The organism is Pseudomonas sp. Emmai, assembly GCF_055179735.1.
The window spans coordinates 4,507,713-4,528,635 of record NZ_CM143685.1; the positions used below are offsets into that span (position 1 = coordinate 4,507,713).

Consider the following 20,923-nt stretch of genomic DNA (forward strand, 5'->3'; position numbering starts at 1 on the left):
CTTTGACTGCGAGAACTATTCGATGAAAAAGCTGTTCAACTACGCCGCTCTGCTGCTCATCGCGGGTCTGAGCACCATTGCCCAGGCCGAAGAGCTCCACGTGATGACCTCCGGCGGCTTTACCGCGGCTTACAAAATCCTCGGTCCGCAATTCGCCAAGTCCACCGGCAATACCCTCGACACCGCCCTCGGCCCCTCGATGGGCAAGGCACCGGAAGCGATCCCCAATCGCCTGGCGCGCGGTGAACACGCCGACGTGGTGATCATGGTCGGCTACGCACTGGACGAGTTGATCAAACAAGGCAAAGTCGACCCCGCGTCACGGGTGGAACTGGCGGACTCGCGGATCGGCCTGGTGGTGCGCGAAGGCGCGGCGAAACCTGATATCAGCTCTGTGGAAGGTTTGAAAAAGACCCTGCTCGATGCCCGTTCGGTGGCCTACTCCGACAGCGCCAGCGGTGTGTACATCGAGGAGCAGTTGTTCAAAAAACTCGGCATCGAAGACCAGCTCAAGCCGAAGTCGAAGATGATTCCGAAAATCCCGGTGGGCTCGGTCGTTGCCACTGGCGACTACCAACTGGGCTTCCAGCAGGTCAGCGAACTGTTGCCGGTGCCGGGGGTGAGTTTTGTGGCGAAGATTCCCGAGTCGGTGCAATCGGTGACGCGTTTTGCCGCCGGCATTCCGGTGGGCGCGCAACACCCCGCGCAAGCCAAGGCATTGCTCGATTACCTGGCCTCCCCGGCCGTGCAGCCGCAGGTGCAAGCCACCGGGCTGGATTCGGTCACCCGCTGATCGGCTGGATTTTCATTTCCACCACCAGCCGTTCCAGTTCCAGGGCTGCCGGGGTCAAGGTGCGACCCCGGCGTTTGATCAGCCCGACACTGCGCATCACCTGCGGATCGGTCAGCGGCACCCGCGTCAGAATCGGGTGGTCCTGCGCCGGCATCGCCATCATCGGCACCGCCGCCACGCCCAACCCCGCCTCCACCAGCCCGATCATCGTTGTGACGTGACGGGTTTCACAGATGCTCGGCCGCTGCGGCACCACGCCGGCCAGCGCCTGATCCAGCAGAAAACGGTTGCCCGAGGTCTTGTCGAGCGAGATGTAGTCCTGCCGGTAAAACTCGTCCCACGTCACGCTGCTGCGCCCGGCCAACAGATGATCGCGGCGACAGGCCACCACATAACCTTCTTGCACCAAGGGTTCGAAATCGACCTCGGCCTCCAGCGTGCCCATGAAACTCAAACCGAAATCCGCCTCGCCGTTGACCACTGCGCTGAGTACATCGTGGGCGCTGGAATCGAGGACCTTGACCTTGATCCGTGGAAATTGCCGGTGGTAGTGGGCAATCACCCGCGGCATGAAGTAGTACGCCGCCGACGGCACACACGCAACGGTGACGTGGCCAAGCCGGGTCGAGGAGACTTCGCTGATGCCGAGCAGCGCCACGTCCAGGTCGTCCAGCAAACGCTCGACGCTGGGAATGAAGCCGCGCCCGGCCTGGGTCAGGCTGACCTTGCGCGTTGTGCGTTCGAACAGCTTCACACCGAGGGCATCTTCGAGTTTTTCGATGCGCCGGCTCAGGGCAGGCTGGGAAATGCGCACGGTGTCGGCGGCCTTGCGGAAACTGCCCTGCTCGACCACGGCGCGAAAGGCTTGCAGGTCGTTGAGGTCGAAATTGATGGCCATGTTGCGCACTCGCAGGACGGGCAGATTGATCAGCTTATCCTATGAATGTAACCAATTGATGCGAATTGTAACAACTGTACCGCTAAGCTTTGCTGACGCATCCGGTTACAGCCTTTATCCTTGGCCCCCCATGCCGTACCGAGTCTTTGGAGTTTTGCCATGCCCCATGAAGGCAACTTGTTGCAAGCCGCTGTCGTGTTTCTGTTCGCGGCGGTGCTCACCGTGCCTTTGGCCAAGCGTCTGCAATTGGGCGCGGTGCTGGGTTATCTGTTTGCCGGGGTGATCATCGGGCCGTCGGTGCTGGGCTTGATCGGCAATCCGCAAAGCGTCAGCCACATCTCGGAACTGGGGGTGGTGTTGCTGCTGTTTATCATCGGCCTGGAGCTGTCACCGCGACGATTGTGGGTGATGCGCAAATCGGTGTTCGGCGTCGGGCTGGCGCAGGTGTTGCTGACGGGGTCGGTGATTGGCGCGCTGGCGTTGTTTGTATTCGGCCAGAGTCTGAATAGCGCGATTGTGCTGGGCCTGGGCCTGGCGCTGTCGTCCACGGCATTCGGTTTGCAAAGCCTGGCCGAGCGCAAGGAACTGACCAGCCCCCACGGGCGGCTGGCGTTCGCGATTCTGCTGTTCCAGGACATCGCTGCGATCCCGTTGATCGCCATGGTGCCGCTGCTGGCCGGCGGTGATCACACCAGCAGTGCCGCCGAGGACTTGAATCACGGTTTGCGGGTGCTGGGCAGTATCGCGGTGGTGGTGATCGGCGGGCGTTACCTGCTGCGGCCGGTGTTCCGGGTGGTGGCCAAGACCGGCCTGCCGGAAGTCTCCACCGCCACCGCATTGCTGGTGGTGATCGGCACCGCATGGCTGATGGACCTGGTCGGCGTGTCGATGGCGTTGGGCGCGTTCCTTGCCGGGTTGCTGCTCGCGGACTCTGAATACCGCCATGAACTGGAAGCGCAGATCGAGCCGTTCAAGGGTTTGTTGCTGGGATTGTTCTTCATCAGCGTCGGCATGGGCGCCAACCTGAGCCTGCTACTGAGCGCGCCGGTCGCCGTGTTGGGGCTGACCCTGCTGCTGATCGCGATCAAGCTGCCGCTGCTGTTTGTCGTCGGACGCCTGGCCGGCGGCTTGGGCAAGGTCAGTGCGATTCGCCTCGGCATCGTGCTGGCGGCCGGTGGTGAATTTGCGTTCGTGGTGTTCAAGATCGGTCGCGACCAAGGTTTGTTCGAGCCGCGCCTGTACGACTTGCTGGTGCTGACGATTACCTTGTCCATGGCGGTAACGCCGCTGTTGCTGCTGCTGTGCGCGCGGCTGTATTCGCCAAAAGTGCAGCCGGTGGTGGTGCCGGAGAAATTCCGCGAAATCGACACCGACGCCCCACGCGTGGTGATTGCCGGCATGGGCCGCATGGGCCAGATCGTTGCGCGGATCCTGCGGGCGCAGAACATCAAGTTCGTGGCGTTGGACACGTCGGTGGAAACCATCGAACTGTCCCGCAGCTTTGGCGGCGTGCCGGTGTTCTACGGCGACCCGATGCGCCCGGAAATCCTCAGTGCGGCCAAGGTCGAGCAGGCGGAATACTTCGTGATCGCCACCGACGACCCGGACACCAACATCAAGACCGCCGAGCTGGTGCACAAGCTCTACCCGCACATGAAAATCATCGCTCGGGCGCGTAACCGTCAACACGTGCACCGCTTGGTCGACCTTGGCGCCGAAGCGATTCGGGAAACCTACTATTCCAGCCTGGAAATGAGCCGGCGTACGCTGGTGGGCCTCGGGCTGACCCAGGCCCAGGCCGATGCGCGGATCAAACGCTTCAAGCATCACGATGAACAAGTGCTGGAAGCGCAGCATGCGATTTACGACGATGCGGCGAAGGTCCTGCAGAGCGCGCAGGAAGCGCGGGCCGAGTTGGCCAAGTTGTTTGAAGCGGATCAGTTGGAAGAACAGGAATCGGGTAAGGCTTGATCCTGACCTGATCGCCTGATCGTTCCCACGCTCCGCGTGGGAACGATAATCGCCAGGCGTCAGGCCAGTTCCCGTTTTTTCACTTCAACCCCGGCCTTCACCTCAAACCGATCCGCCAAAAACGGCGTGATGTCCAGCGGCAACGGCTCATTGTTCACCAGCCTATCCAGCAACACCCCGGTAATCGCCGACGTCAGAATCCCCGTACGGAAATGCCCGCAGGCATTGAGATAGCCTTCCACACCCTGCATCGGCCCCAGAATCGGCAACTCATCCGGCGAGCCCGGACGCAAACCGGCCCAGGTGCGCTTGAGGTTGACGTCGGCCAGTGCCGGAATGCAGCGCACCGCGCCTTGCACCAAACCGGCGATTTCCGGGTAGGTGGTGGTGACGTCGAAGCCTTTGTCCTCGGTGGTGCTGCCGATCAGGATCTCGCCGTTGTCCTTCTGCGCTACGTAGCAATCGCTGGTGGTCAGGCAACCGCGCAGGATCTTCGGCATGCGCTCGGTCAGCAGGATCTGGCCTTTCACCGGGTTCACCGGAATGCGAATACCGGTGGCCTGTTCGCTCAAGTCCGCCGCCCAGGCACCGGCCGCGTTGATCAGGGTGTCGCAATGAAACACCCCGGCCTCGGCGGTTTGTACCCCGGTCACCCGCGAACCATGGTGCAGCACCCCGGTGACGTTGGTGTTGAAGTACATGTCCACGCCGTTCTGCCGCGCGCCTTCGGTATAGGCGTCGGCCAGGCGGAACGGACTGACCTGGTGATCGCACAGGAACTCCAGCGCTCCCCTCGCCTCGTGGCTGACACTCGGTTCGGCTTCGCGCAACGCGGCCTGATCGAGCCAACGGATCTGGTCCGCCAGGTGCGGAATGCAGGCAACAATATGCTCGGCGTAGAGCCGGTCTTCATCGTCGTAGATCACGAACTTCAGCCCGGTTTTCTCGAACTTGAAATCCATCCCGTGGTTGTCCTGCAATTCCTTGTGCAGCGCCGGGTACAGGGCGTTGGACTGCAAGGCGAAATCGAAGAACGAATCCGGCAGGATGTGCGGCGTGCTGGAGTCGACCACCACCGCCGAGCCCTGGGTTTCACGCTTGCGGTTGGCCGACATCATGCGAAAGAAGATCACCCCGCAACCCAGCCCTACCGACTCGCCGATGGCCCACAAACCGCCAGCCGAGGCCCGGGTCGCGTTGCCCGGGCGCTTGGCGTCGATCAGCGCGACCTTGAGGTTTTTGCGCTTGGACAGTTGATAGGCGCAGGACGCCCCGATCACACCGCCGCCGGCGATGACCACGTCATAGAACTTACTCATGGTTGGCGCCCTCCGTGGCGGCGTTGTGAAAGGCTGAAAACGGAATCGGATCGATAGGGAAGCGCGGGCGCAACCAGCCCACGTCCTGACGCCCGGTGGCTTCGCGCAGGCGGTCGCTGCAATAGCCGACGCACATCCGGCCCTGGCAGTCGCCCATGCTGACGCGGGTGCGCATTTTCAGGCTGGCCATGTCTTGCACGCCCTGCGCAAGCGCCCGGTCGATGTCGGCGCGGGTGGCGTGTTCGCAACGGCAGATCACCGTGTCGCTGGCGGGCAATGCGGTCTGCCCGGCGCCGCGTTCGGTGTAGCGGTCAACCGCGGCGCGAAAACGCACGATCGACTTGAGTTTCGACAGGCAGCGATCGCGCCGGACCAGTGCCAGTTCGGTGTCCAGCACGCCCCGTTGCTGCAGGATCGACAGCGCTGCGATCCGCCCGGCCAGCATCGCCGCTTCGCCGCCGCGAATCCCGCCCATGTCCCCGGCCAGGTGCACGTGCGGCTCATTGCTTTGCTGCCAGCTATTGGCGCTGGCTCGCAGGTAGCCGTCATCGCTGAAGCCGTGGTTCAGGCCCATTTGCTGACTGAGTTGGGTGCGCGGAATAAAGCCATAGCCGACGGCCAGGGTCTGCGCGGCAATCTGTTCGGCACGGCTCAGGTCCGGCACCCACGTGCTGGAATACGGCGCCACGGTGACCGATTTCAACTCGGTATCGCCCTGGGCCTCGACCACGCCCCAGCCGTAATACATCGGGATGCCGTGCAGTTTGAGGAACGCCAGCATGCTCAAGCCATCGAGGAACAGTTGCGGTTTGTTCAGCAGCGCCAGGCTCTCCCGGGCGATCTTGCCGAACGCGCACGCCTCGTAGACCCCGGCGACGGTGACCCCGGACGCGTGCAACTGACACGCCACCAGCGGCAGCAATGGACCGGTGCCGGTAATCACCACTGGCCCTTGGGGCTTGACCACGCCGCTCTTGATTTGCAGTTGCAGGCCGCCCAGCAGGATCACGCCGGGCAAAGTCCAGCCAGGAAACGGTACGCTGCGCTCATGGCAACCGGCCGCCAGCAGCAGTTGCGGGTAGTCGATTTCGTGCAAGTGTTCGTCCGCATCCAGCACCACCAGCGCACGCGTGCCTTCGGTGCCGACCACCCGATGATTGAGCCGCACATCGATCAGGCCCGCGTGCGCCTGGAATTCGCCATGCAATTTGCCCAGGACTTCGGAATAGCGCGGCCCCAGGTAATCGAGCTGCACGCCATCGCGTAGCGGTCCGCGATAGACCACGCCGCCGAGCCGCGAAGCTTCTTCAAGCAAAATGCTGCGCACGCCATGCCGGGCCAGTTCAATGGCCGCGGCCATGCCCGCCGGCCCGCCGCCGACGATCACCGGATGCAGGTTCATAAAACCTCCTGCTCGGCGATGCGATTGACCTGGGTTTCGATGGTCATGCCGTCACGCACCACGGTCTGGCAGGCGCGGCGCTTGTGCCGGCCGTTGATTTTCACCAGGCAGCATTGGCACACGCCCATGCCGCAATAGGCCCCGCTGATTTGATCGTGATCGTTGCGAGCCACCTGGCGCAGGCCAAGGGATTGAATGACCGTGAGGACGGTTTCGCCGATGGCGGCGCTGACCGCTTGGCCGTTGATGTGCAAAGTCATGTCCGCCCGGACCAGCGGCTGGATATCGAAGGTTCTGTCTAAGCGTTGCATTGCGATGTTCTTCCGTGAAAGTTTCAGGGTTCGACAGCTCCATGCTGCACTACACCTTGCCGGCCAACTGATACACACACAATGAGGAGGTCTGCATGGGTACTCCGACAGCGCATAAGCTGCGCACCAAAGCACTGTAGTCGATGCCGCAGCGAGGGCCTGGATCTTTTACGGTAAGCGATATTTCGCTTCGAAATATTGATCCACGCCAGTGAAAGTCCCCCACTGCATGCCGTGCGTCAGTTGGAAAACACGTACTGACCCTTGATTTTTTTTGGCCCGAAAAAAGCCAGGTCCGGGAACAGCTTCATCTTCAGGTACAACACGAAATACACCATGCCCAGGGTGATGCCGGCGCCGATCAGCGTGGTCAGCGGATCTTCGGCAAAGTCTTTGAACAAGCGCGACGACTGGCTGAGGGAAAGCACGATGTAGACGGTGTAGAACTGCGCCAGGTTCTTGTAGAAGCCATAGGCGAACCACAACGGGATGAGCCCGACAAACAAGGTTAAAAACACTGTGGTCTTCGGCCCGATCGTCGATCCCAGCAAGAATCCCACCATCGCGCCGAGCACGGCCTGGGCCACCGTGAGCACAATCAGTATCGTGAGCTTGCGCCGATGCTGGCGGTTGAGCGCCGGATCCGGGTGCGCGCCGATCCAGTAAGCCAGCACCCGATCCTTGACCGCCCCGCCAGAGAACGCCTTGAACGTCTCGGTCCGCGACCGCCCGGCGTCGAGCATGGCCAGCAGTTGCCGTTTGATTTGCTTCTTGTCCACTTACTTCTCCCTGATACAACACAACAATAAATGTGGGCGCGCGCTTTTGTGGCGAGGGGGCTTGCCCCCGTTCGGCTGCGTAGCAGTCGTAAAACCGTCCTATGCGGTACATCTGATCCACCGCGATGGCAGGTTTCAGGGCTGCTTCGCACCCCAACGGGGGCAAGCCCCCTCGCCACAAAAGCCCGCGCCTACAGGTATAAGTCCTGTTACATCTTGCCCCAGAAAGCAAAACGCCGCTTCTACCAGAGGCAGAAGCGGCAGAGGCATGAGCCTCAGAGGATCAGTGCATGAACAGGGCGATCAGGATAATGATCGGGATCGGCACGCCGAGAAAAAACAAAAGTAGTGAGCGCATGATGATTCTCCTGGGTTAGCGAACAGGTGGCACGGTGGTGGTGGTGACGTAGGCATCCGATTCCAGATACACCACGGCATCCCGGCGACGACCGCCGTAGGTTGCAGCAAGGCTGGCGAAGAACGCACCGGCCAGCAGCGCGATGAACATCCACAACGCGGTCCAGGCTGCGACTTTGGCGGCGGTGTCGGCCGCTTGTTGGGCGGCAAGCTTGGCGTCGGCAATGGCTTTCTGGGTGCGGGCGTAGACTTCATCGACACGGCGCTCGGCATCAGCCTGGGTCAGGTTGGTGCGTTGGGCGACCAGTTGCGCGAGGTAGGTCCGGTCTTCTGCGGACAGGCCGTTATTGCTCAGGCTGCGCGCAAAGATGCGGGTCACGGTGCCACGGGCGGCGTCATCGCTGACGGCGGCTGGGCGATCATCGCGGAACAGGCTGTCGACGAAGTAACCGTACTGGTCACTGCTGGTGTTGGCAGCGGCCGTGCCGGCAGCTGCGGTCATGGCCGTTGCAGCACCACCGGCGACACTCGCCCCGGCCTGCACACCACCGCTGACGATACTGCTGACCGAACCGACCACCAGGGTTGCGGTCACCAGGGTCGCCACGCACCACGCGAGGAAGCCATGGGCAGTGTCACGGAAATAGACTTCATCGCCATGCATGTTGGCCCACTTCACCCGCAAGCGACCGGCAATGTAGCCGCCAAGCCCGGAGGCCACGATTTGCGTAACCGCCAGCCAAACGATGGTGGAAATGCCCAGGCCCTTGGCGCTGACGCCCTCATTGGCCCACGGTGAAACAGCGGAAAAGCCCAGGCCGAAGCCGAGCAATACCAGAATCAGCGACAACGCGGCGGCTGCAGCAGCCCCGGCGAAGATCGCGCCCCAGGACACGCCCGAGAGCGTGCTCGATTCATCTGCGGCAGGATAAAAACCCTCAGAAGATCTATTCATTATTGTTCAGCTCCAGGCATGAAAGATGTTGTTACAACTCGTCGAAAGAGGAATTGCAGACACCGTGCCAGTCGCCGACTTTAAATAAATCGTTCTATATCAAGAGGTTAAAAATAATCCAAATCCTAGGACCATGCATTTTGCAATAGCGGCTTAATATCAGCGGGTTTTATGCATTGGGCGCCAACGTGCAAAAAAACGCCGCAGACGCAAGGTTCCTCAACCAACATGAAAGTTAATTTAATAAGCCGCGCGTATTTCTTGGCAAAATGCCCTCACTCTGTAATGAACCGCATAGCAGGCCCGCCCTATGACCCGCATCTTGACCATCGAAGACGACGCCGTGACCGCCCGGGAGATCGTGGCTGAACTGAGCAGCCACGGCCTGGACGTGGATTGGGTGGACAATGGCCGCGAAGGCTTGGCGCGGGCCGTCAGCGGCGACTATGACCTGATCACCCTCGACCGCATGCTGCCGGAGCTGGATGGCCTGGCCATCGTCACCACGTTGCGGACCATGGGCGTGGCCACACCGATTCTGATGATCAGCGCTCTCTCCGATGTCGACGAACGCGTGCGCGGCCTGCGCGCCGGTGGCGACGATTACCTGACCAAACCCTTTGCCACCGATGAAATGGCGGCGCGGGTGGAAGTGCTGCTGCGTCGCCAGAGCACCGTCAGCACCCACGCCACCACGCTGCGGGTGGCGGACCTGGAGCTGAACCTAATCAGCCACGAGGCCAGCCGCGACGGTGAATTGCTGACGCTGCTGCCCACTGAATACAAACTGCTGGAATTTTTGATGCGCAACACCGGGCAGATCCTGTCGCGCATGATGATTTTCGAAGAGGTCTGGGGTTATCACTTCGACCCCGGCACCAACTTGATCGACGTGCACATCGGCCGCCTGCGCAAGAAGATCGACCCGCCCGGCAACGTCCCGTTGATCCGGACTGTGCGAGGCTCGGGGTATGTCATTGCTGAACCCCTCTAAAGGCTGGCGCTCTTCCAGCAGCCGATTGCTGGCGCTCTACAGTTCCCTGTTCGTGGCCTGGAGCGGGATCCTCATGGGGGTCATGTATTACGAGGTCTCCGGCTACCTGGACAACCTGGCCAAGCACTCGCTGATGCAGCGCCAGCACCTGTTCTCGCGCTTCCAGGGCGAACAACTGGTGGATGCCCTCGACGCCAGCATGACCTTCGACATCCGCGGCATCGACGCCTATGGCCTGTTCGACGCCCAGCATCGCTACCTCAGCGGCGCCCTGCGCGATATTCCGGCGGATTTGCCGCTGGATGGCCGTATCCACATGCTCGACAACTGCGCCGAGTCCGACGACCCGACCCTGCCCGCCGACAGTTGCGACGCCGTGGCTACCCCGACCCTCGACGGTCGCTGGCTGGTGCTGGTGCGCGACAACGGTTCGTTGTTCGCCGTGACCCAGATCATCCTCCACGCGTTGTTCTGGGGCGTGTCCCTGACCATCCTCCCCGGCATCGCCGGTTGGCACCTGTTGCGCCGCCGCCCGCTGCGGCGCATCCGGGCGATCCAGGCCAGCGCCGAAGCCATCGTCGCCGGCGACCTGACCCACCGCTTGCCGCTGTCCAACCGCCGCGACGAACTGGACATGCTCGCCGCCATCGTCAACGCCATGCTCGAACGCATTGAGCGCCTGATGAATGAAGTCAAAGGCGTGTGCGACAACATCGCCCACGACCTGCGCACCCCGCTGACCCGCCTGCGGGCGCAGCTGTACCGGATCCAGCAACAGGCCGGCGACGGCTCGCCGCTGGCGGTGCAACTGGATTCGGTGCTGGCTGAGGCCGACACCTTGATGGCGCGGTTTCGTGGGTTGCTGAGGATTTCCGAGTTGGAAGATCGGCAGCGCCGTTCAGGGTTTGTGCAGTTAGATCCGGTGCCGCTGTTACGGGAACTGCATGACTTTTATCTGCCCTTGGCGGAAGAAGGCGAACTGGTTTTTCACCTGCAACTGCCTGAAGTCTTGCCGTCATTGAATGGCGACCGGGCGCTGTTGTTCGAGGCCATTGCGAACCTGCTGAGCAACTCGATCAAATTCACCCCGCCCGGAGGCGAAGTGATCTTGCGCGGGCTCAACCAGGGCGGGCATACGCGGATTGAAGTGCTCGACTCCGGGCCGGGTATTGCGCCGTCGGAACGGGAAGCGGTGTTCCAACGGTTTTACCGGGCCGAGGGAGGGAATCAGCAGAGTGGGTTTGGCTTGGGGCTGTCCATCGTTGCGGCGATTGTCAACCTGCACGGCTTCACCCTCGACGTCGGCACCAGCGACAGCGGCGGCGCGCGGTTGGCGCTGGATTGCCGGCAAAGCCTGATTCCCCAGACCTGACGCGAACAACGAGCCCCCCGTAGGAGCGAAGCTTGCTCGCGAAAGCGTCGTGTCAGTCGACATCTGAATTGACTGATACTCCGCGTTCGCGAGCAAGCTTTGCTCCTACAGGGGTTAGCGGCGCGTATAAGCTGATCGTGACCAATGTAGGAGCTTGCTCGCGAAAGCGTCGTGTCAGTCGACATCTGAATTGACTGATACTCCGCGTTCGCGAGCAAGCTTTGCTCCTACAGGGGTTGGCGGCGCGTATTAGCTGATCGTTCCCACGCTCCGCGTGGGAATGCAGCCCGGGACGCTCCGCGTCCCTTTCCAGAGCTGGAACGCGGAGCGTCCCTTGAGGCGTTCCCACGCAGAGCATGGCAACGATCGTGACCAATGTAGGAGCGAAGCTTGCTCGCGAAAGCGTCGTGTCAGTCGACATCTGAATTGACTGATACTCCGCGTTCGCGAGCAAGCTTTGCTCCTACAGGGGTTGGCGGCGCGTATTGGCTGATCGTTCCCACGCTCCGCGTGGGAATGCAGCCCGGGACGCTCCGCGTCCCTTTCCAGAGCTGGAACGCGGAGCGTCCCTTGAGGCATTCCCACGCAGAGCATGGGAACGATCGTGACCAATGTAGGAGCGAAGCTTGCTCGCGAAAGCGTCGTGTCAGTCGACATCTGAATTGACTGATACTCCGCGTTCGCGAGCAAGCTTTGCTCCTACAGGGGTTGGCGGCGCGTATTGGCTGATCGTTCCCACGCTCCGCGTGGGAATGCAGCCCGGGACGCTCCGCGTCCCTTTCCAGAGCTGGAACGCGGAGCGTCCCTTGAGGCGTTCCCAGCAGAGCATGGGAACGATCGTGACCAATGTAGGAGCGAAGCTTGCTCGCGAAAGCGTCGTGTCAGTCGACATCTGATTTGACTGATACTCCGCGTTCGCGAGCAAGCTTTGCTCCTACAGGGGTTGGCGGCGCGTATTGGCTGATCGTTCCCACGCTCCGCGTGGGAATGCAGCCCGGGACGCTCCGCGTCCCTTTCCAGAGCTGGAACGCGGAGCGGCGTTCCCAGCAGAGCATGGGAACGATCGTGCAGGTGCTGTGGGGGCTTAGGCCGGGTAGTTGGCCCGCAGGGCTTCGAGGCCGCCCTTGTAGATCCCGTCAAACAACGCTTCCACCTCCGCATCGGTCACGCCTTTGGCGGTAAACCGGCCGGACCAAGTCACCCGAGCGCCCTGCCCTTGGGCTTCAACTTGCAACGTCGCCAGGTAATCAGTCGCCGGGAACGGCGCTTCCTCAATCGAATAGCTGTAGGTTTTCGCCCCGTTGTCGAACGCTTGCAGACGCTCAACCACCACCGCGCCGTCCGCCGTTTGCAGACTGCGCACGCGCCCGCCTTCGCTCAGCTCGCTTTTGACAATGAACGGCAGCCAGTCCGGCAGCGAGTCAAAGCCGCCGATCAATTGCCAGACCTGGTCGGCCGAAGCCGGAATATCGATAGTCGCTGATGCAGTTGTCATAAATACGTTTCTCTCTGTGAATTCAGGTTCAGATAGCCATGCTGTCGACGACACCGCCATCGACCCGCAACGCCGCGCCAGTGGTGGCCGAGGACAGTGGCGAGGCGATGTAGGCCACCAGGTTGGCGACTTCTGCCACATCCGCTACGCGCTGGATGATCGAACTCGGGCGGGCCTTGCGCACGAAGGCGTCGGCTTCTTCCCGGGCGCTGCGGCCGGACTCGGCGGTGGCGTCCTTGAGCATCTGTTCCAGGCCGTCGGTGAAGGTCGGGCCGGGCAGGATCGCATTGACGGTGACGCCGGTGCCGGCCAGACGTTTGGCCAAGCCATGGGACACCGCCAGGTTGGCGCTTTTGGTCACGCCATAGTTGATCATGTCGGCCGGAATCGCCACCCCGGATTCCGAGGACAGGAAGATCACCCGGCCCCAACCGTTCTTGACCATCTCTGGCGTGTAGTGCCGAGCGAGGCGCACGCCGGAGATCACGTTGACTTCGTAGAAACGCGTCCACTCACTGTCCGGCGCGTCGAAGAAATCCACTTCATTAAAGATGCCGAGGTTGTTCACCAGGATGTCCGCCCGAGGTTCGGCGGCGAACAGTTGCTCGGCGCCTTCAGCGGTGCCGAGGTCGGCGGTCAGGCCACGCAATTGCGCACTCGGCACGCTTAGACGAATGTCCGCCAACGCCTGCTCAACCTTGGCCGAGTCGCGGCCGATCACCACCACCGTGGCGCCGGATTCGGCCAGTGCCTTGCTGATGCCCAGGCCAATGCCGGCGGTGCTGCCGCTGACGATGGCGAGTTTCCCCGTCAGATCGATTTTCATGCCACACCTCCTGGCAATGGAGCCCGTTCGGAAATCAGCTCCGCGACACGCAGTGCCTGCCAGAACGCCGCAGGAATCACCTCATTCAACGCGGCCACATCTTCAGCAATCCGATCAGGACGGCTGGAACCGGGAATCACTGCCGCCACGGCCGGGTTGGCCAAGGAGAACTGCAACGCCGCCGCTTTGATGCTCACGCCATGGGCCGCCGCAATTTTCTTGATCTGCTCGACCTTGCTGATGATCGCCGGGCTCGCCTTCTGGTATTCGAAGTGCGTACCGCCGGCCAGAATGCCCGAGCTGTAAGGACCGCCAACGACGATTTCCACGTTCTGCGCCAGCGCCGAATCCATCAGGCGTTGCAACGCACGGTCATGGTCCAGCAGCGTGTAGCGGCCAGCCAACAGAAAACCGTCCGGCTGCGCTTCGGTCAGGTCCAGCGTCAATTCGCACGGCTCAACCTTGTTCACACCCAAACCCCAGCCTTTGATCACGCCTTCTTCGCGCAAACGAGTCAGCACTTTGAACGCGCCGGTGCGGGCCTGGTTGAAGTATTCCAGCCATTGATCGCCGTAGAAATCCTGGGCGATGTCGTGCACCCAGACGATGTCCAGGCGATCGGTTTGCAGGCGCTTGAGGCTGTCTTCGATCGAACGCATGGTCGCGTCGGCACTGTAGTCGTTGACGATTTTGTTCGGGCGACCGTGTTCAAACACACCGGCCTTCTCGCCCAGATCACGGGCGGCGGTGTCTTCGACTTCGTCGAGAATCACCCGGCCGACCTTGCTGCTGAGCACGTAGTCGTCGCGGTTGTATTGGGACAGCGCGGTGCCGAGGCGAATTTCCGACAGGCCCGAACCGTAGAAAGGCGCGGTGTCGAAATAACGCACGCCGGCATCCCAGGCGGCGTGCACGGTGGCCATCGCTTCTTCTTCGGGGATGGCGCGGAACATGTTGCCCAACGGGGCGGTGCCGAAACCCAGCGTGCCGGGCAGTTTGTCTTTCAAGCTCATGGGTGATTCCTCTTGAGTGTCAGTGGTCAGCGCATGGGTGACCGTTGAGCAGATCGTAGATTGGCAGGATCGGACCGTCCAAGACATAATGCGCAGCACTTGAGTCCCTAGAGGTCTGACATGATCGACATCCGCCAATTGCGCTACTTCGTCGCCGTCGCCGAGGAAGAACACGTCGGTCGCGCCGCCGAACGCCTGCACATTTCCCAGTCGCCCCTGAGCCGGCAGATTGCCCAGCTCGAAGAACGCCTGGGCCTGACCCTGTTCGAACGCAGCCAGCAACGCATCCGCCTGACCCGCGACGGCCAGACCTTCCTCGCCGAAACCCGAGCCCTGCTGACCCACGCCAATCGCCTGGAATCCCTGGGCAAACGCCTGGGTCGTGGTGAAGAAGGCGGGTTGTGCATCGGCTACATTGAGAACGCCATGCATGCTGGCGTGTTGCCGAACGCCTTGCGCGTGTTGCGGGTGGACCGGCCGAACGTGCACGTTGCGCTGTACAACCTCAGCTCCGCCGAACAATTGGAAGGCCTGCGCCAGCGTAGTCTGGATATCGCCCTGGTGAGTGAGCCGCCCGTCAGTGATGACCCGGATTTGCTGGGTTTCCAGGTGCTGGATGACCCGATGCTGCTTGCTTTGCCGGAAGATCACCCGCTGGTTCAGCAGGCGGTTTTGACGCCGGAAGACCTGGCCCATCAGGAATGGATCGGCGTGCAGCACCACCATAACCTCACCGGCCGCGAGAACTTCGTCAGCGCCTGCATCCGCGCCGGCTTCACCCCGGACATCCGCATGGAAGCCACCGGCCCCTTCACGGCATTGGCCCTGGTGGCCTCGGGACTGGGCATCGCCATGATCCAGAAAGGCCTGAGCCGCAACGCACCGCCCGGCGTGGTCCTGCGGGAAGTGCCATGGATTGGCTTCACCCGACCGCTGTGGGCGGCGTGGCACCGGATCAATCTGCGGCCGTTGGTGGAGACGTTCAGGAAGGTGCTGACGGAGCCCAGTTCTTCGCAGTAATGATCGTTCCCACGCTCCCACGCAGAGCATGGGAACGATCGTGACCAATGTAGGAGCGAAGCTTGCTCGCGAAAGCGTCGTGTCAGCCGACATCTAAATTGACTGTTACTCCGCGTTCGCGAGCAAGCTTCGCTCCTACAAGGGTTGGTGGTGCCTATTAGCTGATCGTTCCCACGCTCCGCGTGGGAATGCAGCCCGGGACGCTCCGCGTCCCTTCCCGGAGCTGGAACGCGGAGCGTCCCTTGAGGCATTCCCACGCAGAGCATGGGAACGATCAGAGCACGGTGATGACCCGCTCAGCCAACGCCAGGCAACTGGTCAAACCCGGAGATTCGATGCCGAACAGGTTGACCAGTCCTGGCACACCATGTTCGGCCGGGCCACTGATGACGAAGTCAGCGCCCGGTTCTTTCGGCCCGGTGATCTTCGGCCGGATGCCGCTGTAGGCTGGCTGCAAGCTGTCATCCGGCAACCCCGGCCAGTAACGCCGGATCGCCTGATAAAACCCATCCGCCCGGCGCGGATCAACGCGGTAGTCGATGTGCTCGACCCACTCCACATCCGGCCCGAACCGCGCCTGGCCACCCAGGTCGAGCGTCATGTGCACGCCCAGCCCCGCACTTTCCGGCGCGGGATAGACCAAGTGCCGAAATGGCGCCCGGCCGCTTAAGCTGAAGTAACTGCCCTTGCACAATCGTGCGGTTGGAATGTGCCGTGACGGCAGACCTTCAATGCCACGAGCCACCTCAGGCGCCGACAACCCCGCGCAATTGATCAACTCGCGACAGCTCAATGTCATCGGTTGCGCACCGCCCATTTGCAATTCGAAACCCTGCTCAATGCAACGAGCCGCCAGCAGCGGCGTGTGAAGCGCAATCGACGCTCCAGAGGCCTCAGCGTCAGCTTGCAACGCCAACATCAAGCCATGGGAATCGACAATGCCGGTGGACGGCGACCACAGTGCGGCGACGCAGGACAATTCAGGCTCTAGCGATTGCGCCTGCCCGGAATCCAGCCATTGCAAATCATCAACGCCATTGCGCAACCCCTGATCCAGCAACCGCTGCAACGCCACTCGCTGCCCGTCATCGGTAGCCACGATCAACTTGCCCAACCGCCGGTAATCCACCCCACGCTCGTCGCAAAAGGCATACAACCGGCGCTTACCCTCGACACACAGCTGCGCCTTGAGGCTGCCCGTCGGGTAATAAATCCCCGCATGAATCACCTCGGAATTGCGCGAGCTGATGCCCACGCCAATCCCCTCGCCCGCCTCGACCACGATCACTTCGCGCCCGCTCAAGGCCAGAGCCCTGGCCACCGCCAGCCCGACCACCCCGGCCCCGACCACCACACACTCAATATCGACGCTCACCTGCCCTCCGCTCATTCACGCCAGACCCCGTTCCCGATAATCGATCAGGCTGGAAAAAATCGCCAGCAACGCGGCCATGACCACGAAGAAGATCAGCACCAGGAAGTACGAACCGGTGAACTGCACGATCAGGCCGATCAGGATCGGCACGATCACCCCGGCCATGTTGCCGCAGAAATTCATGGTGCCGGCCAGAATGCCGGTTTTTGACGTGCCGCCGAGGATCGACGGGATGCACCAGTACATGCCGCACCAGCGAATGAAAAACATCGCCACGCAGAGCAAGCCAATCGCTCGGCTCGCCTCGGTCGTGTAGGCCACCGCCAACATGCACAGGGCCGCGACCAGCGCCGAGCCGCTGAACATGCTGCGCATCACCAGGTTGGGCGAGGCGCCGCTGGATTTCCATTTATCGCCCAGATAACCGCCCACCAGTTCGCCGACGAAACCGCACATGAAGATCAGAAATGTTGCGCCGCCCATGCTCGAAATGTTCAAACCGTGGGTCTGGTGCAGGTAGCTCGGCATCCAGGTCAGCAAGCCGTAGAACACGCTGAGGATGCAGCAGTAACCGGCGAACATCGCCAGCACCGAGCGGTCCTTGAGCAGTTCTTTCAGGGCAATGCTGGTGACCGCGCCGGGTTGGCTGGTTTTGCGATTGCCTTCGGTGATGTGCGCCAGTTCGGCCGCGTTGACGCCGGGGTGTTCGCTGGGGTGGTTGCGGATGTATTTCCAGGCCAGCACGCCGGCGAGCATGGTGCCGATGCCGGCGATGACGAAGGCGATGCGCCAGGAGTCGAACCAGCCGATCAGGCCGGCAATGATGATTGCGCCAAACGCACTGCCCAGCGGCGCGCCGCCGTCCACCAGCACCGCGCCGCGCCCCCGTTCGTTGGGGGTCAACCAGGCGCCATTGAGTTTGGCCCCGGCGGGCATGATCGGCGATTCGGCGATACCCAGGCCCATGCGCGTGATCAGCAGCACAATCCAGTTGTGCGCGCCGGCGGCCAGGGCCTGGAACGCGCCCCAGGCGACGGTGGCGATCACGATCACGCGGCGGGTCTGGAAGCGATCCAGCAGCATGCCACCGGGGATCTGCATCAAGGCGTAGGACCAGAAAAACGCGCTGAGCATCAAGCCTTCCAGCGCTGGCGGGATCTGGAATTCGCTGGAAATCAGCGGCAACGCCACGGACAGCGAAGCGCGGTCGATGTAGTTGATCGCGGTCAGCAGCAACATGATCAGAAAGATTCGCCAGCGCACGCTGGTGGGACGCTCGATGGCGGCCAGGGAAAGTGTTTCGGCACTCGGATTGTTCATGAGGGGCACTCTTTATTGTTGTGGATGCAAGCGACCCAATACACAACACCTGTAGGAGCGAGGCTTGCCCGCGAATGGGACGCCGCGGTCTGCCGGTTACACCGCGTTATCGTTCTTCGCGGGCAAGCCTCGCTCCTACAGGTTTGGTAATGGGCAAGCAGCCCCACTCTAATCACGCGCCCGACGAGTGAATAATGAGGGGATCTGATTGGGGGATCACTGAACGTCATCCCCCGGCAGATCAGAACGTTCCGGGGTAGCTGCCGCCGTCCAGCAGCAAGTTTTGCCCGGTGAGGAACCCCGCCTGGGCGCTGCAAATGAAGGCGCAATAGGCGCCGAATTCATCGGGCTGGCCGAAGCGCTGGGCCGGCACGTGTTTGCGCCGTTGTTCGCTGACGGCTTCAACGCTGGTGCCGTTGGCGTCGGCGGCAGCGCTCAGGGTTTTGTTCAAGCGCTCGGTTTCGAATGGCCCCGGCAGCAAGTTGTTGATCGTCACGTTGTTGCCCGCCAGCCGCGACTGGCGCGCGAGCCCGGCGATAAAACCGGTGAGGCCACTGCGCGCACCGTTGGACAAGCCCAGCACGTCGATGGGTGCCTTCACCGCGCCGGAGGTGATGTTGACGACACGCCCGAAACCGCGCTCGGCCATGCCATCGACACAGGCCTTGATCAGCTCGATGGGCGTGAGCATGTTGGCGTCCAGCGCTTTCAGCCAGTCTTCGCGCTGCCAGTCGCGGAAATCACCCGGTGGCGGGCCGCCGGCGTTGTTGACCAGAATGTCGACCTGCGGACACGCCGCCAGCACCAGTTCGCGCACGCTCGCTTCACTGATATCGCCAATCACCGTGCGCACTTCGACACCCAAGGTGCGCAGTTCCGTGGCGGCGACCTGCAAGGCCTCTTCGCCGCGAGCGTTGATCACCAGGTTCACGCCCTCCTTCGCCAAGGCTCGCGCACAGGCCAAACCCAAGCCTTTGCTGGCGGCGCAGACGATGGCCCAGCGGCCTGATATTCCTAAATCCATGACGATGCTCCTGACCGTTGAAAAGTCCTACGTTACCACTGCCACCCGAAGCGTCAGGGGATGACAAAGAGTGATCCCCGGATCAGACCTTTTCATTATCAGCCGCCCGCTTCGCTAATTACTGTCTCCCGACCAATAAGAAACCGGAGACACCCATGAACCCGTTCCAGTTTTATTTCCCCACGACCTTGAAGAGCGGCAACGGCCTGGTGCGTCAGGCCGGTGCATTGCTCAAGCCGCACGTTCGAAAAAAACTGCTGGTGGTCACCGATGAAGGGTTGATGGCGTCGGGCGTGATGGAAGGCTTCTTCGCCTCGCTGGCCGCGAGTGAGATCAGCTATGAAGTGTTCACCGGCGTCGAACCCAACCCCACCACCGACGTGCTGGAGCGCGCCGTCACCTTTCTGAAAAGCCATGACTGCGATTCGGTGATCGGCGTCGGTGGTGGCAGTAGCATCGACACCGCCAAAGGCGTGGCGGCCATGGCCACCAACCCCGGCAACATCCTCGACTACGAAGGCTACGACAAACTGCTGCACCCGCCGCTGCCGATTTTCGCCATCCCCACTACCTCCGGCACCGGCAGCGAATGCACGGCGTCCACGGTGTTCACCAACACCAAGACACTGTTCAAAACGGTGATCATCAGCCCGGCGCTGTTTCCGAAACTGGCGATTCTCGATGCCGAACTGACCCTCAAGTTGCCGCCGTCCATCACCGCCGCCACGGGCATGGACGCCTTGACCCACGCCATCGAATCCTACGTGTCGAAACAGGCCAACCCGGTGAGCCAGGCCTTGGCCCTGCAAGCGATCAAGATGATTTGCACGCACCTGCCCAAGGCGTTTTTCACCGGTTCGGATTTGCATGCGCGGGAACAGATGCTGCTCGCCTCGTTCCTGGCCGGCGTGGCGTTCGCCCAGTCGAAACTCGGCAACGTGCATGCGATCTCCCACACCTTCGGCGGCGTGTTCAACATCCCCCACGGCATCGCCAACGCGACGCTGCTGCCCTACGTCATCGAATACAACCTGGCGGCCTGCCCGGAGCTGTTTCGCGAGATCGCCATCGCCATGGGCGAAGACGTCGATGGCCTGAGCCTCGCCAATGCCGGGCGCAAAGTGGTGGAGCACGTGATGGCGCTGAACAAAGCCATCGGCATCCCGGCCAACATCAAGGACCTGGGCGTGGACCTGGACTACATGCCGCAAATGGTCAGCGACTCGATGCGCAGCGGCAACGTGCTGGTCAACCCACGCCTGACCACCGCCGCCGACATCGAACGGATCATCAACAACGCCTACCACGGCCTTCATTCCTGAGAGACGAAATCCATGTTTTACGAAATGCGCACCTACACAATCCAGATCGGAAAAATGCAGACCTACCTCAAGCACTTCGAAGAGAACGGCCTGCCGGTGATCTCCCGCTACGCCACGCTGGTGGGCTGGTGGTACACGGAAATCGGCGAGCTGAACCAGGTGATCCATATCTGGGCCTACCCGAGCCTTGATGAGCGGATCAAGAAACGTGCGGCGCTGTATCAGGATGCGGATTGGCTGGAAGGCTTTGTGCCCATCGCCTTCCCGATGCTGGAAAAAATGGAATCGAAACTGCTGATCGCCGCGGATTTCTCACCGATCAAATAACCCCAGACGCCACCGTTCCCCTGTAGGAGCGAGGCTTGCCCGCGACGGCG

Annotated in this window: 19 protein-coding genes; 7 read left to right on the forward strand and 12 right to left on the reverse strand. The window is 61.8% G+C overall.

The features are described 5' to 3' along the window. The first annotated feature begins 22 nt into the window (after positions 1-22). A complete protein-coding gene (locus tag ACY4LX_RS20725; protein WP_463257656.1) occupies positions 23-793 on the forward strand; it encodes a substrate-binding domain-containing protein in 771 nt (256 codons plus the stop codon). Here ACY4LX_RS20725 and ACY4LX_RS20730 read toward each other — a convergent pair. Next, positions 783-1,691, reverse strand: a complete 909-nt coding sequence (locus tag ACY4LX_RS20730) for a LysR family transcriptional regulator (protein WP_463257657.1) — start codon at positions 1,689-1,691, stop codon at positions 783-785. The genes ACY4LX_RS20725 and ACY4LX_RS20730 overlap by 11 nt on opposite strands. A gap of 159 nt (positions 1,692-1,850) precedes the next feature. On the opposite strand from ACY4LX_RS20730, the gene ACY4LX_RS20735 reads away from it, so the two are divergent. Continuing rightward, positions 1,851-3,662, forward strand: coding sequence for a monovalent cation:proton antiporter-2 (CPA2) family protein (locus tag ACY4LX_RS20735; protein ID WP_463257658.1), 1,812 nt, complete (start codon positions 1,851-1,853; stop codon positions 3,660-3,662). 59 nt (positions 3,663-3,721) lie between these two features. On the opposite strand, the gene hcnC is transcribed toward ACY4LX_RS20735, so the two are convergent. The 5 genes from hcnC to ACY4LX_RS20760 all read right to left on the reverse strand — a co-directional run bounded on the left by hcnC (position 3,722) and on the right by ACY4LX_RS20760 (position 8,785). Further along, the gene (hcnC, locus tag ACY4LX_RS20740) at positions 3,722-4,981 is read right to left on the reverse strand and encodes a cyanide-forming glycine dehydrogenase subunit HcnC (RefSeq protein ID WP_463257659.1); all 1,260 of its coding nucleotides are present in this window, start codon (positions 4,979-4,981) and stop codon (positions 3,722-3,724) included. Then, positions 4,974-6,383, reverse strand: coding sequence for a cyanide-forming glycine dehydrogenase subunit HcnB (hcnB, locus tag ACY4LX_RS20745; protein ID WP_463257660.1), 1,410 nt, complete (start codon positions 6,381-6,383; stop codon positions 4,974-4,976). The genes hcnC and hcnB overlap by 8 nt, the downstream gene beginning before the upstream one ends. Continuing rightward, entirely contained in the window at positions 6,380-6,694 is a 315-nt protein-coding gene (locus ACY4LX_RS20750) for a (2Fe-2S)-binding protein (protein ID WP_463257661.1), read from the reverse strand. Before ACY4LX_RS20750 ends, hcnB begins: the two co-directional genes overlap by 4 nt. A gap of 239 nt (positions 6,695-6,933) precedes the next feature. Continuing rightward, on the reverse strand, positions 6,934-7,473 hold the full coding sequence (locus tag ACY4LX_RS20755; RefSeq protein WP_463257662.1) for a hypothetical protein: 540 nt from the start codon (positions 7,471-7,473) through the stop codon (positions 6,934-6,936). A 373-nt stretch (positions 7,474-7,846) separates the two neighbouring features. Next, positions 7,847-8,785 carry a hypothetical protein gene (locus tag ACY4LX_RS20760; protein WP_149661348.1) on the reverse strand — a complete coding sequence of 313 codons (939 nt, stop codon included), beginning with the start codon at positions 8,783-8,785 and terminating at the stop codon, positions 7,847-7,849. A gap of 310 nt (positions 8,786-9,095) precedes the next feature. Between ACY4LX_RS20760 and ACY4LX_RS20765 the strand changes: the two genes are divergently transcribed. Next, positions 9,096-9,779: a response regulator transcription factor gene (locus ACY4LX_RS20765; RefSeq protein ID WP_463257663.1), complete on the forward strand. Its 684-nt coding sequence runs from the start codon at positions 9,096-9,098 to the stop codon at positions 9,777-9,779. Beyond that, a complete protein-coding gene (locus tag ACY4LX_RS20770) occupies positions 9,757-11,151 on the forward strand; it encodes a sensor histidine kinase (RefSeq protein ID WP_463257664.1) in 1,395 nt (464 codons plus the stop codon). The genes ACY4LX_RS20765 and ACY4LX_RS20770 overlap by 23 nt, the downstream gene beginning before the upstream one ends. A 1,084-nt stretch (positions 11,152-12,235) precedes the next feature. On the opposite strand, the gene ACY4LX_RS20775 is transcribed toward ACY4LX_RS20770, so the two are convergent. Genes ACY4LX_RS20775 through ACY4LX_RS20785 form a run of 3 tightly spaced genes read right to left on the reverse strand, consistent with a single transcriptional unit; the run spans position 12,236 to position 14,485 of the window. Continuing rightward, on the reverse strand, positions 12,236-12,646 hold the full coding sequence (locus ACY4LX_RS20775) for an SRPBCC family protein (RefSeq protein ID WP_463257665.1): 411 nt from the start codon (positions 12,644-12,646) through the stop codon (positions 12,236-12,238). Positions 12,647-12,674: 28 nt separating this feature from the next. Further along, a complete protein-coding gene (locus ACY4LX_RS20780; RefSeq protein WP_463257666.1) occupies positions 12,675-13,472 on the reverse strand; it encodes an SDR family NAD(P)-dependent oxidoreductase in 798 nt (265 codons plus the stop codon). Next, on the reverse strand, positions 13,469-14,485 hold the full coding sequence (locus ACY4LX_RS20785) for an aldo/keto reductase (protein WP_463257667.1): 1,017 nt from the start codon (positions 14,483-14,485) through the stop codon (positions 13,469-13,471). The genes ACY4LX_RS20780 and ACY4LX_RS20785 overlap by 4 nt, the downstream gene beginning before the upstream one ends. Positions 14,486-14,605: 120 nt before the next feature. Between ACY4LX_RS20785 and ACY4LX_RS20790 the strand changes: the two genes are divergently transcribed. Then, the gene (locus ACY4LX_RS20790) at positions 14,606-15,505 is read left to right on the forward strand and encodes a LysR substrate-binding domain-containing protein (protein WP_149661341.1); all 900 of its coding nucleotides are present in this window, start codon (positions 14,606-14,608) and stop codon (positions 15,503-15,505) included. Positions 15,506-15,779: 274 nt separating this feature from the next. Here the strand turns inward: ACY4LX_RS20790 and ACY4LX_RS20795 are convergent, their stop codons facing one another. The 3 genes from ACY4LX_RS20795 to ACY4LX_RS20805 all read right to left on the reverse strand — a co-directional run bounded on the left by ACY4LX_RS20795 (position 15,780) and on the right by ACY4LX_RS20805 (position 19,224). Then, positions 15,780-16,880 carry an NAD(P)/FAD-dependent oxidoreductase gene (locus ACY4LX_RS20795; protein WP_463257668.1) on the reverse strand — a complete coding sequence of 367 codons (1,101 nt, stop codon included), beginning with the start codon at positions 16,878-16,880 and terminating at the stop codon, positions 15,780-15,782. Between the two features lie 15 nt (positions 16,881-16,895). After that, entirely contained in the window at positions 16,896-18,200 is a 1,305-nt protein-coding gene (locus ACY4LX_RS20800; RefSeq protein ID WP_463257669.1) for an MFS transporter, read from the reverse strand. 241 nt (positions 18,201-18,441) lie between these two features. Further along, positions 18,442-19,224, reverse strand: a complete 783-nt coding sequence (locus ACY4LX_RS20805) for an SDR family oxidoreductase (protein ID WP_463257670.1) — start codon at positions 19,222-19,224, stop codon at positions 18,442-18,444. A gap of 155 nt (positions 19,225-19,379) precedes the next feature. Here ACY4LX_RS20805 and ACY4LX_RS20810 point away from each other — a divergent pair, with 155 nt between their 5' ends. Both ACY4LX_RS20810 and ACY4LX_RS20815 read left to right on the forward strand, forming a co-directional pair. Continuing rightward, complete coding sequence (locus ACY4LX_RS20810; RefSeq protein WP_463257671.1) at positions 19,380-20,546, forward strand: iron-containing alcohol dehydrogenase; 1,167 nt, start codon at positions 19,380-19,382, stop codon at positions 20,544-20,546. Positions 20,547-20,570: 24 nt separating this feature from the next. Continuing rightward, a complete protein-coding gene (locus tag ACY4LX_RS20815) occupies positions 20,571-20,873 on the forward strand; it encodes an NIPSNAP family protein (protein WP_463257672.1) in 303 nt (100 codons plus the stop codon). Positions 20,874-20,923 lie beyond the last annotated feature (50 nt).

What these genes read in the sequence shown, in the direction of transcription:
- ACY4LX_RS20815 (WP_463257672.1), top strand. Translation starts at nt 20,571, where the DNA reads ATGCGCACCTACACAATCCAGATCGGAAAAATGCAGACCTACCTCAAG.
- ACY4LX_RS20800 (WP_463257669.1), bottom strand. Translation starts at nt 18,200, where the DNA reads ATGAACAATCCGAGTGCCGAAACACTTTCCCTGGCCGCCATCGAGCGT.
- ACY4LX_RS20730 (WP_463257657.1), bottom strand. Translation starts at nt 1,691, where the DNA reads ATGGCCATCAATTTCGACCTCAACGACCTGCAAGCCTTTCGCGCCGTG.
- ACY4LX_RS20725 (WP_463257656.1), top strand. Translation starts at nt 23, where the DNA reads ATGAAAAAGCTGTTCAACTACGCCGCTCTGCTGCTCATCGCGGGTCTG.
- hcnB (WP_463257660.1), bottom strand. Translation starts at nt 6,383, where the DNA reads ATGAACCTGCATCCGGTGATCGTCGGCGGCGGGCCGGCGGGCATGGCC.
- hcnC (WP_463257659.1), bottom strand. Translation starts at nt 4,981, where the DNA reads ATGAGTAAGTTCTATGACGTGGTCATCGCCGGCGGCGGTGTGATCGGG.
- ACY4LX_RS20805 (WP_463257670.1), bottom strand. Translation starts at nt 19,224, where the DNA reads ATGGATTTAGGAATATCAGGCCGCTGGGCCATCGTCTGCGCCGCCAGC.
- ACY4LX_RS20790 (WP_149661341.1), top strand. Translation starts at nt 14,606, where the DNA reads ATGATCGACATCCGCCAATTGCGCTACTTCGTCGCCGTCGCCGAGGAA.
- ACY4LX_RS20770 (WP_463257664.1), top strand. Translation starts at nt 9,757, where the DNA reads ATGTCATTGCTGAACCCCTCTAAAGGCTGGCGCTCTTCCAGCAGCCGA.
- ACY4LX_RS20735 (WP_463257658.1), top strand. Translation starts at nt 1,851, where the DNA reads ATGCCCCATGAAGGCAACTTGTTGCAAGCCGCTGTCGTGTTTCTGTTC.
- ACY4LX_RS20765 (WP_463257663.1), top strand. Translation starts at nt 9,096, where the DNA reads ATGACCCGCATCTTGACCATCGAAGACGACGCCGTGACCGCCCGGGAG.
- ACY4LX_RS20750 (WP_463257661.1), bottom strand. Translation starts at nt 6,694, where the DNA reads ATGCAACGCTTAGACAGAACCTTCGATATCCAGCCGCTGGTCCGGGCG.
- ACY4LX_RS20785 (WP_463257667.1), bottom strand. Translation starts at nt 14,485, where the DNA reads ATGAGCTTGAAAGACAAACTGCCCGGCACGCTGGGTTTCGGCACCGCC.
- ACY4LX_RS20775 (WP_463257665.1), bottom strand. Translation starts at nt 12,646, where the DNA reads ATGACAACTGCATCAGCGACTATCGATATTCCGGCTTCGGCCGACCAG.
- ACY4LX_RS20810 (WP_463257671.1), top strand. Translation starts at nt 19,380, where the DNA reads ATGAACCCGTTCCAGTTTTATTTCCCCACGACCTTGAAGAGCGGCAAC.
- ACY4LX_RS20780 (WP_463257666.1), bottom strand. Translation starts at nt 13,472, where the DNA reads ATGAAAATCGATCTGACGGGGAAACTCGCCATCGTCAGCGGCAGCACC.
- ACY4LX_RS20760 (WP_149661348.1), bottom strand. Translation starts at nt 8,785, where the DNA reads ATGAATAGATCTTCTGAGGGTTTTTATCCTGCCGCAGATGAATCGAGC.